The organism is Streptomyces sp. TRM49041, from assembly GCF_008271805.1.
Lineage (GTDB): Bacteria > Actinomycetota > Actinomycetes > Streptomycetales > Streptomycetaceae > Streptomyces.
Genome location: NZ_VSRY01000156.1, coordinates 10,642 through 27,640 on the forward strand (window position 1 = coordinate 10,642; position 16,999 = coordinate 27,640).

General features: G+C 71.3%; 14 protein-coding genes. 9 read left to right on the top strand and 5 right to left on the bottom strand.

The features are described 5' to 3' along the window. Positions 1-95: 95 nt before the first annotated feature. Both FVS66_RS25060 and FVS66_RS25065 read right to left on the bottom strand, forming a co-directional pair. Positions 96-1,286, bottom strand: coding sequence for a hypothetical protein (locus FVS66_RS25060; protein WP_149183480.1), 1,191 nt, complete (start codon positions 1,284-1,286; stop codon positions 96-98). 81 nt (positions 1,287-1,367) lie between these two features. Beyond that, positions 1,368-2,750 (bottom strand): transcriptional regulator, encoded by a 1,383-nt coding sequence (locus FVS66_RS25065; RefSeq protein ID WP_149183481.1) that lies wholly within the window; start codon positions 2,748-2,750, stop codon positions 1,368-1,370. 299 nt (positions 2,751-3,049) lie between these two features. Here FVS66_RS25065 and FVS66_RS25070 point away from each other — a divergent pair, with 299 nt between their 5' ends. The 3 genes from FVS66_RS25070 to FVS66_RS25080 all read left to right on the top strand — a co-directional run bounded on the left by FVS66_RS25070 (position 3,050) and on the right by FVS66_RS25080 (position 6,488). Then, the gene (locus FVS66_RS25070; RefSeq protein ID WP_149183482.1) at positions 3,050-3,724 is read left to right on the top strand and encodes a bifunctional DNA primase/polymerase; all 675 of its coding nucleotides are present in this window, start codon (positions 3,050-3,052) and stop codon (positions 3,722-3,724) included. 218 nt (positions 3,725-3,942) lie between these two features. Next, a complete protein-coding gene (locus tag FVS66_RS25075; protein WP_149183483.1) occupies positions 3,943-4,761 on the top strand; it encodes an ABC transporter ATP-binding protein in 819 nt (272 codons plus the stop codon). Positions 4,762-4,820: 59 nt separating this feature from the next. Further along, positions 4,821-6,488, top strand: a complete 1,668-nt coding sequence (locus tag FVS66_RS25080; protein WP_262387192.1) for a transporter — start codon at positions 4,821-4,823, stop codon at positions 6,486-6,488. Between the two features lie 79 nt (positions 6,489-6,567). Here the strand turns inward: FVS66_RS25080 and FVS66_RS25085 are convergent, their stop codons facing one another. Continuing rightward, entirely contained in the window at positions 6,568-7,440 is an 873-nt protein-coding gene (locus FVS66_RS25085) for an alpha/beta fold hydrolase (protein WP_149183484.1), read from the bottom strand. A 430-nt stretch (positions 7,441-7,870) separates the two neighbouring features. After that, positions 7,871-8,560: a metal-dependent transcriptional regulator gene (locus FVS66_RS25090; RefSeq protein WP_149183485.1), complete on the bottom strand. Its 690-nt coding sequence runs from the start codon at positions 8,558-8,560 to the stop codon at positions 7,871-7,873. Positions 8,561-8,732: 172 nt separating this feature from the next. Here FVS66_RS25090 and FVS66_RS25095 point away from each other — a divergent pair, with 172 nt between their 5' ends. The 6 genes from FVS66_RS25095 to FVS66_RS25120 all read left to right on the top strand — a co-directional run bounded on the left by FVS66_RS25095 (position 8,733) and on the right by FVS66_RS25120 (position 15,188). Continuing rightward, positions 8,733-9,488, top strand: coding sequence for an SIS domain-containing protein (locus FVS66_RS25095; protein ID WP_149183486.1), 756 nt, complete (start codon positions 8,733-8,735; stop codon positions 9,486-9,488). A 770-nt stretch (positions 9,489-10,258) separates the two neighbouring features. Beyond that, complete coding sequence (locus tag FVS66_RS25100; RefSeq protein WP_187645687.1) at positions 10,259-10,693, top strand: peptidase inhibitor family I36 protein; 435 nt, start codon at positions 10,259-10,261, stop codon at positions 10,691-10,693. Positions 10,694-10,855: 162 nt separating this feature from the next. Beyond that, positions 10,856-11,692 carry a hypothetical protein gene (locus FVS66_RS25105; protein WP_149183488.1) on the top strand — a complete coding sequence of 279 codons (837 nt, stop codon included), beginning with the start codon at positions 10,856-10,858 and terminating at the stop codon, positions 11,690-11,692. A 51-nt stretch (positions 11,693-11,743) separates the two neighbouring features. Further along, the gene (locus FVS66_RS25110) at positions 11,744-13,207 is read left to right on the top strand and encodes a peptidoglycan-binding protein (RefSeq protein WP_262387185.1); all 1,464 of its coding nucleotides are present in this window, start codon (positions 11,744-11,746) and stop codon (positions 13,205-13,207) included. Positions 13,208-13,215: 8 nt separating this feature from the next. Then, on the top strand, positions 13,216-13,935 hold the full coding sequence (locus tag FVS66_RS25115; RefSeq protein ID WP_149183489.1) for an ABC transporter ATP-binding protein: 720 nt from the start codon (positions 13,216-13,218) through the stop codon (positions 13,933-13,935). Further along, positions 13,932-15,188, top strand: a complete 1,257-nt coding sequence (locus tag FVS66_RS25120; protein WP_399226251.1) for an ABC transporter permease — start codon at positions 13,932-13,934, stop codon at positions 15,186-15,188. The genes FVS66_RS25115 and FVS66_RS25120 overlap by 4 nt, the downstream gene beginning before the upstream one ends. A 259-nt stretch (positions 15,189-15,447) precedes the next feature. On the opposite strand, the gene FVS66_RS25125 is transcribed toward FVS66_RS25120, so the two are convergent. Continuing rightward, positions 15,448-16,767, bottom strand: a complete 1,320-nt coding sequence (locus FVS66_RS25125) for a PAS domain-containing protein (protein WP_149183490.1) — start codon at positions 16,765-16,767, stop codon at positions 15,448-15,450. Positions 16,768-16,999 lie beyond the last annotated feature (232 nt).

The window sequence follows — 16,999 nt, forward strand, 5'->3', positions numbered from 1 at the left end:
TGCACGCACCAGACCCCGCTCACCAGCAGGACAAGGGCACCCGGCTCGGATGTCGGCATGATCCGCCGGACACTCCCTAGTCGCGCCGGCCTGCACTAGAGCTGGGTCGGCTGCCGCGTGGTCAGGCCGTACGTCTCGGCGATGCCGTTCCAGAGACGTGCGGCCTGCCGCTTGGCGTTGGTCGCCTCGCCGCTCGCCACGGCCGCCTGGGCGGTGCGGCTGGTGTTGCGGGCCCGCCCGTCCTTGCAGTTCTTGGGCTTCTTGACCTGCTCGGCCCAGACCGCGTAGTGGTCGTCGGCGGTCGCGGACGCCTGCCACGCCTTGGTCAGGGCCGTGGACAGCTCGGCGTGGTCGGGCAGCTTGTCGATCTCGATGCCCTTGAGCCGGGTCACCAGCTCGCGCCGCTGGACCGCGGCCTCCCGCAGATCGGACGCGGCCTTGTCCAGCTCCTGGCACTTCTTGATGTTCTCGACGGAACGGATCACCGCGTCGCGGCTGTTGTTGCTGTCCGCCAGCAGCTTGTCCAGCTGCTCGGCCTGCCCCTTCGCCGGGTCGGCGACGGGCTCCGAGGACGAGGCGCTGGGCGCGGGCGAGGTGGCCGCGGCGATCCCCGTCTTGTCGCCCTTGCCGTCGGAGTCGGAGTCGTCGCCCCCGCTCATCAGGGCGCCCGCGCCTAGGCCGAGGACCGCGCAGCCGACGACGACGGCCGCGACCAGCGGCAGCTTCGAGGAGCGGCGCGGCTCGGGCTCGTCGTCGTAGGCGTGCGGGTCCCCGTACTGCTGTTGGGGCTGCGGGGGCGGCTGCTGCCCGTACGGCTGGTGGTGCGGCTGTGGCTGTCCGTACTGCTGGTGGGGCTGCGGGGGTGGCTGGTGGCCGTACTGCTGCTGCGGTGGCTCGTAACGCGGCATCTGCTGCGTCGCGCCCGCCGCGCCCGCCGCGCCCGCCGGCTCGTCACGGAAGAGGTTGTCGAACTCGGCCGGGGGTCCGGTACGCCCCGGTACGGGCGGGATGTACTGGGTCGCCTCCACGTCCGGGTCGGGCTGCTGGTGCTGGTGCTGGTGCGGCGGCTGGTGCTGTTGGGGCTGTGTGCCGAAGCCGGTGCCCAGGAACTGGGTCGACTCCGCCGGGTTCTCCGCCTGCCCCTGGGGCGAGGCCGGCGGAACCGGACGCAGGTACTGCGTGGCGGGGTCCCCGCCCGGCGCGCCCTCCGGGGGCGGCGGCCCCCAGGGCTGACCAGGGGGCTGGCCCCACGACTGGCCCTCCTGGCCGTGTCCGCTCTGCGTCACCGGGACTCCTACGTGTGAACCTACGGAAACGTCGGCTCACGCTACCGGGTGTATCACCGCTCACGCACACGGGTGTGCTACTCAGGCCGCCTGAAGCTCCAGCCGTGCCGCGAACTCGCGTACCGCGGGCTCGTCCCCGTACTGCTCCAGCCGCTGCTGGAGGTCGTCCAGGTACTCGGCGCCGCGTGACGACCGCAGTGTGCCGAGGAGTTCGGCCGCGCGGGTGCCGGTGTGGCAGGCCAGTTCGACCTCGCGCTGCTGGGCCTGCGCCGTGGCCAGCAGGACGAGGCCGATCGCCCGCCGCCGCGCACGGGACGCCGGGTGGCCGTCCAGCGCGTCGGTGGCCGCCCGGGCCGCCGCCTGGGGCTGGCCCAGGTCGCGGTGGCAGTGGGCCAGTTCGTCGGCGAGGTAGGCGTGGTCGAAGTGCGCGATCCACGCCGCGTCGTCGCCCGAGTCCGGCCGGGCCCGGTCCAGCGCGTCGATCGCCCGGCCCGCCACGTCCTGGCACATCCGCGCGTCCCCGAGCAGGGCGTGCCCGCGCGCCTCGGCCGCCAGGAACATCGCCTCCGCCCGCGGCGTGACATGCCCCCGCGCGCCCTCCTGCGCGGCCCGCGCCAACTGGGAGATCTCGCGCGGGTTTCCGAGCTGCGCGGCGAGGTGGCTCATGGACGCGGCCAGCACGTACCCGCCGTACGCCCGGTCGCCGGCCGCCTGCGCGAGGCGCAGCGCCTGGATGTAGTACCGCTGGGCGAGCCCCGGTTGACCGGTGTCCACGGCCATGTACCCGGCGAGTTCCGTCAACCGGGCGACGGCCGAGAAGAGTTGCCGCCCCACCGCGTCCCGGTACGAGCCGGAGAGCATCCCGGACACCACGCTGTTGAGGTAGTGGACGACGACGGGCCGCACGTGCCCGCTGCCGAACCGGTGGTCGAGGTCGACCAGCGCGTCCGTCATCGCCCGTACGGCACGGACGTCCGAGAGGCCCACACGGGCCCCGGCGGTACGGGACACCTGGGCGTCGGGGCCGGTGATCAGCCAGTCGCGGCTGGGTTCGACGAGCGCCGAGGCGGCGACGGTCGAGCCGGACAGGAAGTCCCTGCGGCCCACGTCGCTCCGCCACAGCTCGCAGACCTGCTCGATGGCGCCCAGCACGGTGGGGGAGAACTGCAGCCCGACCCCGCTCGCCAGGTTCTTGCCGTTCGCCATCCCGATCTCGTCGATCGTGACCGTACGGCCGAGCTTCCGGCCGAGGGCCTCGGCGATGATTCCGGGGGCCCGGCCCCGCGGCTGCTGTCCGCGCAGCCAGCGCGCCACCGAGGTCTTGTCGTACCGCAGGTCGAGCCCGCGTTCCGAACCGACCATGTTGACGCGGCGGGCGAGCCCGGCGTTGGAGCACCCCGCTTCCTGAATGAGAGCCTGCAGCCGTTCGTTCGGCTGACGGGCGACGAGCGGCCTCGCTGCCATGACTACCCCCTGTGGTGCCGGTGGTGATCAGTCGGTCGATCACTGCCCGGCTGATGTCCGGAGAATGCAGAACTTGGCGCTGTAATACCAAAACATCAATAATTGCGGCGTATTGCGGTGTAAACCAGGAGACACCCGCATTGACGCCCCTCCCCCGACTGTGGCTACCCGCCCGTGGCTCCCGCCGCCCGTGCGCGCCCCCGTCCGTGCATCCATGCGCCCCATATGGCGAATCGATGCATCTCGCCCTTCGCCTTTGCGCCCCGTAACCCCCGGTGGGTGGGGGAGTTGTGCTCTCCGTGGAAGAGACGATCGGAGTCACGGAAGCCGCACAGATCCCGAAGCAGCGCGGGGAGCAGTTGCTGGACGGCGCAGTGCGGTATGCGGAAGAGCGGCACTGGGACGTGTTCCCCGGTACGTGGTTGGAGGCGGTCGACAGCCAGGAGCGGTGCTCGTGCGGGGACGACGCCTGCCCCGCCCCGGGCGCGCACCCGTCCCGGCCCGACTGGGCGACGCAGGCGACGGGCAGCGCGGTCGCGGCGCGTCGGCTGTGGGGGAAACACCCCAAGGCGTCGATCCTGCTGCCGACCGGGCGCACCTTCGACGCGTTGGACGTGCCGGAGTCGGCGGGCTTCCTGGCGCTGGCGCGGATGGAGCGGATGGATCTGACGCTCGGCCCGGTGACCTGCACGCCGGACCGCCGGATGATGTTCTTCGTCCTGCCGGGGGCGGCCGTGAAGGTGGCCGACCTGATCCGGAAGCTGGGCTGGTCACCGGCCGGGATCGACCTGGTCGCGCGGGGCGAGGGCCAGTATGTGGCGGCGCCGCCCACCCGGATCGGCGGCCAGGGCGCGGTGCAGTGGGCGCGTCGCCCGACCTCTGCGAACCGGTGGCTGCCCGACGTGGAGGAGCTGATCAGCCCGCTGGCGTACGCGTGCGGCCGGGAGGCCGCGGCGGCGAGGGGACGCCGCTGACCCTGCCGCACTGATCCGTCCTTCCATGCTGATCCGGCCCTGCTGATCCGGCCCTGCTGACCCGGCCCTGCTGACCCGGCCGTGCCGACCCGGCCATGCTGACCCGGCAACACTGACCAGCGGAGACTGCCGGATTCTCCACCTGCGGGCCTACCGGCCGGTTCGTAGGCTGTTCCTGTCAGAGGCACCGACGGGGACAGTGAGAGGCGGCAGCGACCATGCCGGAGCAGCACCGGAGAGTTGACGTGGCGGGTGAGGCGCCGGAGGCGGCGCCGCCCGCCGTTCGCGTGGAAGGGCTGTGGAAGCGCTTCGGCGAGCACATCGCGGTCGCCGGGGTGGATCTGGAGCTGCCCGCGGGGAAGTTCGTCGGGCTGGTCGGACCGAACGGCGCCGGCAAGACGACGACGCTGTCGATGGTGACCGGGCTGCTCCGCCCCGACCACGGGCGGATCGAGGTCGCGGGGCACGATGTGTGGCAGGACCCGGCCGCGGTGAAGGCCCGCATCGGGGTGCTGCCGGAGGGGCTGCGGCTGTTCGAGCGGCTGTCGGGGCGGGAGCTCCTCGCGTACACCGGGCGGCTGCGGGGGCTGCCGGGCGCCGAGGTCGACATGCGGGCGACGCAGCTGCTGGATGTGCTCGACCTGGCGGGCGCGCAGCACAAGCTGGTGATCGACTACTCGACCGGTATGCGGAAGAAGATCGGGCTCGCGGCGGCGCTGCTGCACAACCCCTCGGTGCTCTTCCTGGACGAGCCGTTCGAGGGCGTCGACCCGGTGTCCGCGCAGACGATCCGGGGCGTGCTGGAGCGGTACACGGCGTCGGGCGCGACGGTGGTGTTCTCCAGCCATGTCATGGAGCTGGTGGAGTCGTTGTGCGACTGGGTCGCCGTGATGGCCGCGGGCCACATCCGCGCGCACGGCACGCTGGCGGAGGTCCGGGGTGACGCGCCGACGCTCCAGCAGGCGTTCCTGGAGCTGGTGGGCGCGCAGGGCCGGGACACCGGCGAGTCCCTCGACTGGCTGGGCGGTGCCAGGTGAGCGGGGGCGCGACGCCGACGGGGAGTGCGCTCGGGCCGGGCGCCGTGGCTCCCGACGCCATGGCTCCGGGCGGGACGGCTCGCGGCGGGCCGGCGGTCGGCGGGCGCCCGGCCACGGCGGGCGATGCGGCACTGACCGCGATCTTCGTACGGCTGAAGTGGTCGCTGCTGCGGAACGGCCTGCGCCAGTCGACCGGCCGGGCGGCGATCTTCATCGTCTCGCTCTTCTTCACCCTGCTGTTCGCCGCCGGGCAGCTGCTGGGTCTGGTGCTGCTGCGCGGGAACGCACACGCGGGCACGGTGGCGGTGCTGCTGACGGCCGTGCTGGCGCTCGGCTGGGCCGTGATGCCGCTGTTCTTCCCGAGCGGGGACGAGACCCTGGACCCGACCCGGCTGGTGATGCTGCCGCTGCGGGCGGGATCGCTGGTGCGGGCGTTGCTGGTGGCGTCGCTGGTGGGGATCGGACCACTGTTCACGCTGTGCGTGGCGGTGGGGTCGGGTATCTCGGTGGCGCACGGGGCGTTCGCGGTGGCCGTGTCGGTGGTGGCCGTGCCGCTGGTGCTGCTGGTGTGCCTGGCGCTGGCGCGGGCGGTCGCGGCGGCGAACATCCGCCTGCTGACCTCCCGTAAGGGCCGGGATCTGGCGCTGCTGAGCGGTCTGGTGGTGGCGGTCGGCATCCAGTTCGTGAACTTCGGCGCCCAGCGGCTGGGGCAGGCCGGCGGGCTGTCGCGGCTGGAGCCCGCTGCGGCGGTGGCCCGGTGGGTACCGCCCGCGTCGGCGATCGGCGCGGTCGACTCGGCGAGCCGGGGCGCGTACGGGGTGGCCGTCGTCCAACTGCTGCTGTCGGTGGCCGCGCTGGCGGGGCTGCTGTACTGGTGGCAGCGGAGTCTGACGAAGCTGATGACCGCGCCGGACGGCTCGACGATCGCGGCGGCGGGTACGGGCGCGGGCACGGACCGGCGCCGCTCGGCAGACGCCGGGTGGGGGCGGCTGTGGCCGGAGGGCCGTACGGGTGCGGTGATGCAGCGGGCGCTGCGCTACGCGTGGCGGGACCCGAAGGCGAAGTCGGGGTGGGTGACGGCGCTGGCGCTGGGCGCGATCATCCCGCTCTTCAACGCCTGGCAGGGCACCGGGTCGATCTACTGGTCGTGCTTCGCGGCGGGGCTGCTGGGCACGCTGATGTACAACCAGTTCGGCCAGGACACCTCGGCGTTCTGGATGGTGGCGATGACCGTGTCGTCGGCGCGCGACGCGTACGCGGAGCTGCGGGCGCGGGCGATGGCGCTGCTGCTGGTGACGCTGCCGTACGCGACGCTGGTGACGGTCGTGACGGCCGCGGTGCTGGGCGACTGGCGGTCCCTGCCGGACGCGCTGGGGCTGTCGTACGGGCTCCTGGGCGCGATGCTGGGCATGGGGGCGTGGGCGTCGGCGTTCTTCCCGTACTCGATCCCGCAGGACAGCGCGTACAAGAACGCGGCGCCGGGGCAGGGCGGGTTGGCGTGGATGTCCATGATGGGCGGGATGCTGGGCTCGGCGCTGCTGTGCGCCCCGCTGATCGCGGTGACGGTCTGGACGCACGTGTCGTCGTCCGGCCCGTCGGGCCAGTGGCTCCTCCTGCCCCTCGGCGCGACCTGGGGTGCCCTCCTGACCTGGGCGGGCCTCCGCTGGGCCGCGAGCCGGACGGCCCGCCGCCTGCCGGAGATCCTGACGGCCGTCAGCAAGGCTTAGGGGTCTGCCCGCCGGTACGGCGCCCCGCCCAGGGCTCCGCACACGGGCGCCGGCGCCCGACTTGGCACCGGGGCCCGGCTCACCGTCGCCGGGTGGCCTCCTCCAAGAAGGGCTCTATCGCGGCGCGCCAGCCCTCGGGCCGGTCGTAGTGGAGGTAGTGCGCGGCGTCGGGCACCTCGGCGTACTGGCCGTGCGGGAGGACGCGGACCATCTCCTGGGCCTCGGCGCGGCCCAGTTCGCCGTCGAGGCCGCGGACGACGAGGGTGGGGCAGCGGACCTGGGCCAGGGTGTCCCAGTGGGCGTCATGGACCCATGTCTCGCGGGCGGCGAGCATCTGGTGCGGGGAGAAGACGGGGCGCCAGCCGTCGGGGGACTCGCACATGACCTCGGAGAAGAAGGCGCCCCGCGCGGGGTTGGGGCGTTCGACCCTGGGGTCGTCCTCGCCGAACCATTTGCGGACGTCCGCCAGCGTGGCGAAGGGCACGGGCCAGGTCCGGAACCAGTTCTCCCACTCCCGTTGGGACGCCGCGCCCAGAGCCGACGCGCGCATGTCGCTGATGACCAGGGCCTTGACGAGGTCCGGGCGCTCGGCGGCGAGCTGCCAGGCCGTCAGAGCGCCCATGGAGTGGCCGATCAGGGTGACGGGCGCGAGGTCCAGTTGCTCGATCGCGGCCGCGGCGTCCGCGACGTACGCCTCACGCGTGTAGGGGCCGGCCGCCGGCTTGCCGCTGTGGCCGTGGCCCCGCTGGTCCAGCGCCACCGCCCGGTACCGCTCGGCCAGCCAGCGCGCTGTCTCCGCCCAGTGCCCGGCGCGGCCCATCAGACCGTGCAGGAGCAGGACGCCCTGTGCGGGGTCGGTGCCGTCGTCGCCCGGCGCCTTGGGCGGGTCGGCGAACTCCCAGGCGGCGAGGCGTACGCCGTCGGCCCCCGTCAGATCGATACGTCGCACCATGTGCCCTGGCACCCCCTTCTGTCACGTCGGACACCCCAACAGCCCAGCCAGCGTATCGAACTCATATTCGAGAACAGGGGTATCGGCCATAACACCGCTCGTTCGAGTGACCCCGCTCAAGGATTGCCGTGCGCCGCCGAGGGGAGATCTTCAGCGGGAGGCGGACCACTCGGGGATAGAGGTCCGACGGGATTGACCCTGAGAGCTCGGGGCTCCGGGTCAGCGCAGGGGAGGACGGGTCCCGGTGCCGAAAGGCACCGGGACCTTCCCCATATATCGACGCATGTACGGACGCGCGCTTCGATGCGGACAGCGGGCGCATCGCACTGCTCCCCTCCCCGGGCAGGTCATATGCCTGAGCCCAGACTGGCACGCGCGACGGCCGGGCGCTGCCATTCCGCACTAATGCCCGGGGTTCGATGTGAGGCCCTCAGCGCTTGGCGACGAAGACGTGCGACGCCACGTCCGCGTCCAGCTCCGCGGCCTCGCCGCTGCTGCCGACCAGCACCCCGCCCGGCGACTCCGTCACGCTCACCACGGAACCGGGCTGCACGCCCGCGCGTCGCAGCGTGTACATCAGCTGGGCGTCCGTCTGGATCGGCTCACCGATGCGGCGCACCACCACGGTCTTGCCGTCGCCCGCGTCCAGCTCGGCGAGCGACACCATGTTCTCGTCCAGGAACGGGTCGGCCTCCGCCTTCTCGCCCAGCTCCTCGAGGCCCGGGATCGGGTTCCCGTACGGCGACTCGGTCGGGTGGCGCAGCAGCTCAAGGACGCGGCGCTCGACCGCCTCGCTCATCACATGCTCCCAGCGGCACGCCTCGGCGTGGACCTGCTCCCACTCCAGGCCGATCACGTCGACGAGGAGGCACTCGGCGAGCCGGTGCTTGCGCATCACGCGCGTGGCCAGCCGGCGGCCCTCCTCCGTCAGTTCCAGATGGCGGTCCCCCGCCACCATCACCAGACCGTCGCGCTCCATGCGGGCGACCGTCTGGCTGACCGTCGGACCGCTCTGGTCGAGCCGTTCCGCGATACGGGCGCGCATGGGCACCACGCCTTCCTCCTCTAGCTCGAGGATGGTGCGGAGATACATCTCCGTGGTGTCGATCAGTCCGGACATACGTGCCCCTCGATGCGTGACATTTCAACCTGCGGCGGCCCTGTCTCAATTGTTGCGCATCCCGCTGACAACCGTGCCGCTCAGGACAGGTCGGTGGCTGGATGCGGTATTGACAGGGCAATGGTCCAGACCGCACGGTGATCCGCGACACAACGAGAGGAAGGCCATGCCGATGGGCGACAGCACGCTGGCCGGTCAGTTCTTCGACGCCGCGATCGGCCTGCTGCGGCGGGTGCGGGACGAGGAGGCCGGGCACATCGCGGCCGCGGGCGCCGCCGTCGCCGAGACCGTCGCCGCGGGCGGCCGCCTCTTCGTCTTCGGCGCCGGCCACTCGTCGCTGCCCGCGCAGGACGTCGTGTACCGGGCGGGCGGGTTCGCCGTGATGAACCTGCTCGCCGTGCCGGGCGTCGTCGGCGTCGACGTCATGCCCGCGACGCTCGGCTCCGCCCTGGAGCGCGTGGACGGCCTCGCGGGCGCCGTCCTGGACTCGTCGCCGGCCGCGGAGGGCGACCTCCTGATCATCCTCTCGCTGTCGGGGCGCAACGCCCTGCCCGTCGAGATGGCGCTGAACGCACGTGCCCTCGGCCTCAAGGTGATCGGCGTCACATCGGCGGCGTACGCGAAGGAGACGAAGTCGCGACACTCCTCGGGCACCTTCCTCAAGGACCACTGCGACATCGTCCTCGACTCCAAGATCGCCGTCGGCGACGCGGAGCTGACCCACGAGGGCATCGAGGCACCCTTCGCGCCCGCCTCGACGGTCGTCACCAGCGCCCTGATGCAGGCCACCATGGCCGCGGCCGCCGAGGAGCTCGTCCACCGCGGCATCGAGCCCCCACTACTGCGCTCCGGCAACGTCGACGGCGGGCACGAGTGGAACGGCCGCGTGATGGAGGAGTACGCGGACCGGATCTTCTACCGGAGGTAGGTCCTTGCCGCACGGCGCGGCCGAAGATCGAGATCTCCGTACCGGACAGCTATGCGTAGCGGGTGGTCGACGCCCTGCAGGCGGCGGGCGCAGCCCGCCGGGCGGCTACGAGCCCTGGACAGCCTGACACGGATCACCGGGACCTGGCGCCCCGCGCCAGGCACATGGCCGTACGACGGGGCGGTCGGGGAGGTCCGGCACGCCGACGAGTGCCGCGTCGAGTCCGCCTGCGACGAGGAACAGGCCGGGGCGGCACTGCGGGCGATGCACGACGCGCACCCGCATATGGAGGCGGTCGTGCACTTCCTGCCACTGACGAGCCGTGGCCCCCGGGCCCGGGCCGCGGGCCACCGCCCCTTCCCGCTCGTATCGACGTGCAGCTCTGCCGTATGGGGGTTCCGCCTCAGACCCCTGTGTCACAGCCGCACGGCGCTCACCTCAATCCCACCAAGCCCTTCGAGCAGGGAGGGTACGCGGCATCCGGCGGGTGCAGGGCGAGCGCGGCGTCACGCAGAGAAACACGACCCCGCTGAGCGCACCCCTGCATAACGGATGAGACACGATCAGCTGCAGGAGCATCAGGTTCCACTTGCTAAATGATCAACAACCTCCCTACTCTGCAGTGCCCCCCGCCAAACATGACGGTGTACAGGCAAAACTGCAGGTCCGAGGCAACTCACGGGTAATGAAGTTCAGGGCTGGCCCCTGACACCAGACGCACTCGTCGAAGCGCGGCCTCAGTGTTTGCTCCCCCTGAAAGGTCTGAAATCGTGAACAAGATAGGTGCCCGCGCTCTGCGCGTTGCCGCCATCAGTGCAGCCTCCGTGGCTCTGGTCGTCGCCAACACGGGCTCAGCCAGCGCTGCGCAGTACAACGGCATCTGTGACGCCAAGGAAGTGTGCATCTACAAGCACACATACCTGAACGGCCCCTGGATTGATCACCAGTACGCGGATCCGAACTACACCAACAACACCTGGACGGGGGGAGGCTACCCGAGTCAGGGCACCAACGATGAAGCCTCGTCGCTGGACAGTTGGGACACCAACTGGAAGGTGCGCTTCTTCACCAACGCCTACTACGGGGGTAGCTGGCAGACCCTCGGTGTGTACGCACGCGCCAACACGGTCACGTACAACGACCAGTACAGCTCGCACTGCTGGAACGACGGCGGTGTGAGCGGCTACGCCCAGTGTGACTTCTGAGAACCGACCGGCAACCGACCGTTCCCGTCCTGTATCTCCTTCAGGACGGGAACGCGGGACCGCACATCTCCCGAACTGTGATTGGAAGACCTCACCGTGCCCGATACAGCTTGCCGTAGTGCCCGATTCCCGCTGTCGGCGTATGCGGGTCTCCTTGCCACGATGGCGGTTCTCGCGACCGGATGCGCCTCCACGGACGCGGGAGACGGACAGTCGGACGCAGTTGGCAAACCCATAGCCGTCGGCAAGGTGCCTGTCGTCACCAGCGCTGAGCAGTTGACGTTCCCCCTGGACGCATATCAGTTGAGCCTGCGGGAGTCCCGGCAGATCGAGGAAGCTCTCGACAGCCTCGTGGTCGACTGCATGACGAAGCAGGGGTTCAACTGGGCCGCGCCTCAGCGGCCCCCGCTGCGCGACGGTGGCCGGAACGGCCGCCGATACGGACTGCTCGACCCCGAAGAAGGAAGCCGGACCGGCTATCACGGCACCGTCTCCACGGGTAAGGGCGCGAAAGGCAACGAGTCCGGGCAGGACGACTCACCGGCCGCCCAGCAGGCCGCAGGGCAGTGTGTCCTCTCCCAGCGGGCCAAGCTGAACGGCCAGCAGAAGGCTGACAAGGCCAATACGGGACCCGACGAGCAAATCGAGCAGCTCATCCTGCAGGACGCGGCCAGGGCCGAGAAGGATCCTCAGGTTCGTGCCGTGTGGGCCAAGTGGAGTGACTGCATGGAGGAAGCGGGCTACTCCTATGCGACTCCGTGGGACGCCAACAACGATCCAAAGTGGGGGAAGTCGCCGGCTGCGACGGACGACGAGAGGTCGGTAGCCACCGCCGACGCCAAGTGCAAGATCAAGCACAATGTCGCGGGTGTGTGGATGGCTGTGGAGATCGCGTACCAGAAGCGCACTCTCGAAGCGAAAGCCGAAAGCCTCGAAGCGGCGAAGAAGACCAACGAAACGCGGCTTCGCAATGCCGCCGAGGTCATCGGCCGGGGCTGATGCGGGACCCTCGGATCGGCCCACACACCGAGCGTGTCAAAGGAGTGCGACGTGTCCCGTGAACTCATGGTCAGCGGGCCTGCGGATGAGCGCAGCACCGCCAGGAGTGGCCTGTCGCGGCGGCGGCGCTGGGTGGCCGCGATAGCGGTGGGCGCGGCGCTGGCGGCGGCAGCCGGCGTCGGGGCATCCACAGTGGTCAAGTCGCCGGCCCAGGCGGCCGCGGAGGCCGGGCCACCTCCCGCGGATGTCCTCACCGCTGCGGTCGAACGGCGTGTGCTGCGGGATACGGTCATTCTCCGCGGCAGGGTGACCGCTGGTCAGACCGTCTCGGTCACGCCTGCGGTCAGCGGCGGCGAGGGGGCCACCCGGCCGGTGGTGACCAAGCTGGCGGTCAAGTCCGGGGACGTGGTCTCCGCCGGCAAGGTGCTGCTTGAGGTGTCGGGACGACCTGTGTTCGTGCTTGAGGGCGGGCTTCCGGTGTACCGAGATCTGAAGCCGGGGGCCGAAGGCGAGGACGTGGCCCAACTGCAGAAGGCGCTCAGTGCGTTGGGGCACAGCACCGGATCGGACACGTCGGGGAGGTTCGGGGCCGGTACGAAGGCGGCGCTCAAGGCCTTCTACGCCTCGATCGGTTACGACGCTCTGCCCGCACAGGCGGACGGCGGTGCCGCCGTCAAGGCGGCGGAGGAAATGGTCACTTCATCGCAGCGGGCGCTGGAGGACGCCCAGGACGCGCTGCGGGCGGCATCGGCGGGTGCCACCGAGGAGGACGGAGGCAAAGCGAGTGGCGGTGCCTCCGACCAGGACCTCCGCAAGGCCGTCACGCGGGCCGAGGCGGACCTGGCGAAGGCGCGTGAGGCGCTGGCTTCGGCGCAGGCCGCCAACGGTCCCATGCTTCCCGCAGGGGAGGTGGTGTTCCTGAAGGCGTTTCCGGCTCGGGTGGACACTGTGACGGCAGGGGTCGGCTCGCCCGTGTCGGGGCCGGTTCTGACGATTTCCGCCGGTGCCCTGGTCATCGAAGGGCATCTGCAGCAGCACCAGAAGGGCATGGTGCGCCCCGGTCAGAAGGTACAGATCCTGTCGGAGCTCAGCGGCATCACCAGCACTGCGAAGGTGCACACGGTCGCGGACAGCATCGATACCGGCCAGGTCCGTGCCGGCGGTCAGGATGCGAGTGGTGAGGGTGGCGGGCCCGCCGGTAGGCAGGGGTATCTCGTCGTGGTCCAGCCGGACAAGCCACTGGACGCGAAGCTCGCCGGTCAGGACGTGCGCCTGACGATCGAGGCGGCGTCCACGGACGGCGACGCACTGGTCGTACCGATCACGGCGATCTCGGCGGGGGCCGACGGGAAGACCACGGTCACCGTTGTCACCGATGCCGGGGCGCAGCAGCGCGTGGAGGTGCGCCCGGGGACCACGGGGGACGGATACGTGGAGATCGTTCCCGTGGATTCCGGTTCGCTGAGTGAGGGTGATGCCGTGGTGACAGGCGTTGACGCGCGGATCGCGAGGTGACCGTGCCGGTGACCGGCCGCCCGGCCTCCCTCCACCCCGACGCCACCACCCCGCCGGTCATCGAGCTACGGCAGGTGGGCCTGACATACTCCGGCCCCCCGCCGGTGGAGGCCTTGAAACCATGTGAACTCGTCATCCGCAGAGGTGAGTTCGTCACCGTGGTCGGCCCCTCAGGGTCGGGCAAGTCCACGTTCCTGAACATCGTGGGACTTCTGGACGCGCCGACGGCGGGAACCTTCCTGCTGGACGGCATCGACACCGGGAAGCTCGGGGACGGCGACCGCACAAGCCTTCGTGGCCGCCGAATCGGCTTCGTCTTCCAGTCCTTCCATCTCCTGCCGCACCGCAGCTCTTTGGAGAATGTCATCCTCGCCATGGTCTACAGCGGCGTGCCCCGGTCCCAGCGCCGGGAACGGGCCCGTGAGGCACTGGTCCGTGTCGGCCTGGAGCACCGCATCGATGCCGCACCGACGAGGCTCTCCGGGGGTGAGCGCCAGCGTGTCGCGATCGCCCGGGCCTTGGTGGCCAGACCCTCGCTGCTGCTGTGCGACGAACCGACGGGCAACCTGGACACGAGCAACGCGCAGACGGTCCTGACGCTTCTGGACGATCTGCATGCGGAGGGCATGACCGTTGTGGTCATCACCCATGATCCGCAGACTGCGGCACGTGGTTCCCGAACCGTTGCGATCCGCGACGGTGTTCTCGAGGAGCAGGTGGTCGCGTGAGGTTCTCTCGTCGAAGCCGTCGAAGCCGCAGGAAGCGACTCATCGAGCCGTCGCGCTTCGCCTGGCGCGACCTGCTGTCGGAGTCGCTGGCCGGGATGCTGCAGCGCCCGGCCCGCTCCGCTCTGACAACTCTGGGTACGGTCCTGGGCGTCGGCGCGTTCGTGGCCGTCCTCGGCCTGACGGCCACCACGTCCTCGCAGATCGACGCACGTTTCAACATCTTGTCCGCGACAGAGGTGACCGTCCTGGACGTCGCCCGGGAACAGAACGAGTTCGCCGGACCGGCGTTCCCCGAGGACGCCGACGAACGCATCGAGAAGCTCAACGGGGTCAAGCACGCGGGTGTGTACTGGACCCTTCGGACAGACGGTGACGTCTCGGTGCGTTCGTCCCCGGTCGGGCGTGGCGCCGACGGCGCCAGGATCGACGTGGTGGCCGCCTCTCCCGGAGTCCTGCGGGCTGCGGCACCCCGGCTCTCCCAGGGCCGGATCTACGACGACTACGTGTCGGACTCCGCCCAGCCCGTCGCCGTCATCAGCTCCAGCACCGCCGCCCGCCTCGGCATCACGACACTGGAAACCCGTCCGGCCATCTTCATCGGTGACGAGCCGTTCACCGTCACCGGCATCGTCGAGGACGTCGAGCGCAAAGCCGATCTGCTGCTCTCCGTCATGGTCCCGCGCACCACCGCGGAACGGATCTGGGGCCCGCCCTCCGAGTCCCCCGCATCCATGCTGATCTCCACGGAGATCGGGGCGGCGCAGCAAATAGCCCGGGAGGCACCGACAGCGCTCCGTCCCGACCACCCCGAATACCTCAAGGCCGTCCCTCCCCCGGACCCGAAGACGCTGCGCTCTCACGTCACCTCGGACCTCAACCAGCTCTTCCTGCTGCTGGCTGGGATCTGTCTGGTCATCGGTGCGGTGGGCATCGCCAACACGACACTCGTGGCGGTACTGGAGCGTACGGGCGAGATCGGCCTGCGTCGGGCGCTGGGCGCACGCAGTCGGCACATCACCGCGCAGTTCCTCGCCGAGTCAGGCGTCCTGGGCGGCCTGGGAGGCCTCATCGGCACCTCCCTCGGCACCGTCACCGTGGTTGTCGTCTCCATCGCGCGGGAATGGACGCCTGTCGTCCACCCTGGCACAGTCGTATCCGCCCCGGCGATCGGCCTGGCCACAGGCCTGATAGCAGGCCTCTACCCTGCCTGGCGAGCCAGCCGGATCCAGCCCGCCGAGGCGCTCCGTCGCTGACCCGACTCCCGATGCAGGAGCTTGGCCTGACCGAGCCTCGCGCCAAGCGCTCACCAGCCGGTTACCGAATCCGCTGGCCTGCCCCGCCGCGTTCCTCGCCCAGCGGCTCACCGCGCTCCTCCCGCCGCCGCTCCCCGACGAGCCTGCCACCGACCGGCCCGACCCCCTCCAGATCTGCGACGCCTGCGGCCGCGCCTTCCGCGCCCCGGCACCAGGCCGCTGCCGCGGCTGTCGACCGCAATCGGCGTGAACAGAGCCCTCACCCCGATAGCTGCGCCAGGTCCACCGACGCCGCCACCCGCACCGCCACGCTCTCCGCGTAGGCGACGTCCGGGCGTTCGAAGGGCGGGCGGTGGCCGGAGCGGAGGAACGTGACCACGCCGAGCGTCCGGCCACGGCTGCGCAGCACCGCGCACAGGGCGTGGGCCGTGTCGCGGGGCCAGTGGCGCTCCGCCGCCCAGACCTCGGAGGCGCCCGACGACCAGGTGCTGGCCCGTACCGCACCGACCCGGTCCAGCGCGCGCAGCGCCGGGTGCCCCGGGGCGTACGGGACGGGGAGGCCGCCGCCCTCGACCCGCGCCACCGGGCCCGGCGCCTCCGACGGGGTGGCCGCGACCCGCACCAGGCGGGCGCCGCCGCCCCGGGCAGCGTCCAGGAGGGCGTGGTCGGCGAAACCGGCCAGCGCGAAGTCCAGGTAGACCGTGGCGGCCTCCACCGGGTCCTCGCACTCCGCCGCCGCGGCGCCCGCCCGGTGCAACTGGCTGGCCCGGAACCGCAGCCGGTCCGCGTCCTGCTCGGCGAGCCGCGCGTCCGTCACGTCCTGGAACAGCCACGCCACGCCCAGCGGCGCGGGTTCCTGCGACAGTGGCGAAGCCAGCCGCAGGAACCCGCTGCGCCAGCACCGCCGCCGGGTCCCGTCCGGGGTGCGTACCGTCGCCCACAGCTCGGCGGGCGACCGGGGGGCGCCCTCCGCCAGTACGTGCTCCAGCGCCGCCTCCAGCTGGTCGACGCCCTGCACCACGGCGTCGCCCAGCGGGCGGCCCAGCAGCGTCGTGCGGGACGTGCCGAGCGCCTGCGCCGCGTGCGCGTTCACGACGGCCGGCCGCAGGTCCGCGTCCACGACCACGACACCCCACGGCGCGTCGTCGAACAGGGCCTCGCTGAGCGCCACGGAGCGCTCGAAGTCCAGCTGAGTGTGTACCTCGCCGAACGCGCAGTACACCCCGGCCGGGCGCCCGTCCGCGCCCCGTACGCCCGCCGACTGGGTCCGTACGAGGACCCGGCCGCCGTCCTTGCGGAGCAGCGCGAACTCGTGGAGCCGACGGCCCGGCTCGTCCATCGCGGCCATCAGCCGGGCCTCGATCCCGGCGGCGTCGGCGGGCCGCGCGGCCCACCCGGCGAGCCCCCGGCGCCCGACCGCCTCGTCGGCCGGCCAGCCGAGAATCCGCTCGGCCTCCCGGTTCCAGTGAGTGATCACCCCGTCGGCGTCGAACGCGCACAACGCGGCGTCCATCCCGTCCAGCAGCGCGCTGAGGAGATCACCGTCCACTCGCGCCGTTCCGCTCCTGGACGCACTCATCCCGGCACCCCCTGCAGGACGTGTACGCACGTGCACCCGCACGCGCCCCGGCCATTCAACTGGAACGTGACTCAGGACACACCGGGTTCCGGAAATTCGGTTGAACGGTGTGGTGCGGGTTCCTAGTGTGTGCGGCACACGAGAAAGGAGGTGTTCCGGAAGTGATTTCTTTTCGGATGCGTGAGGTGACTGCGGGCTGAGGCCTGCCGTCACATGACGGCAGGTCCTCCTG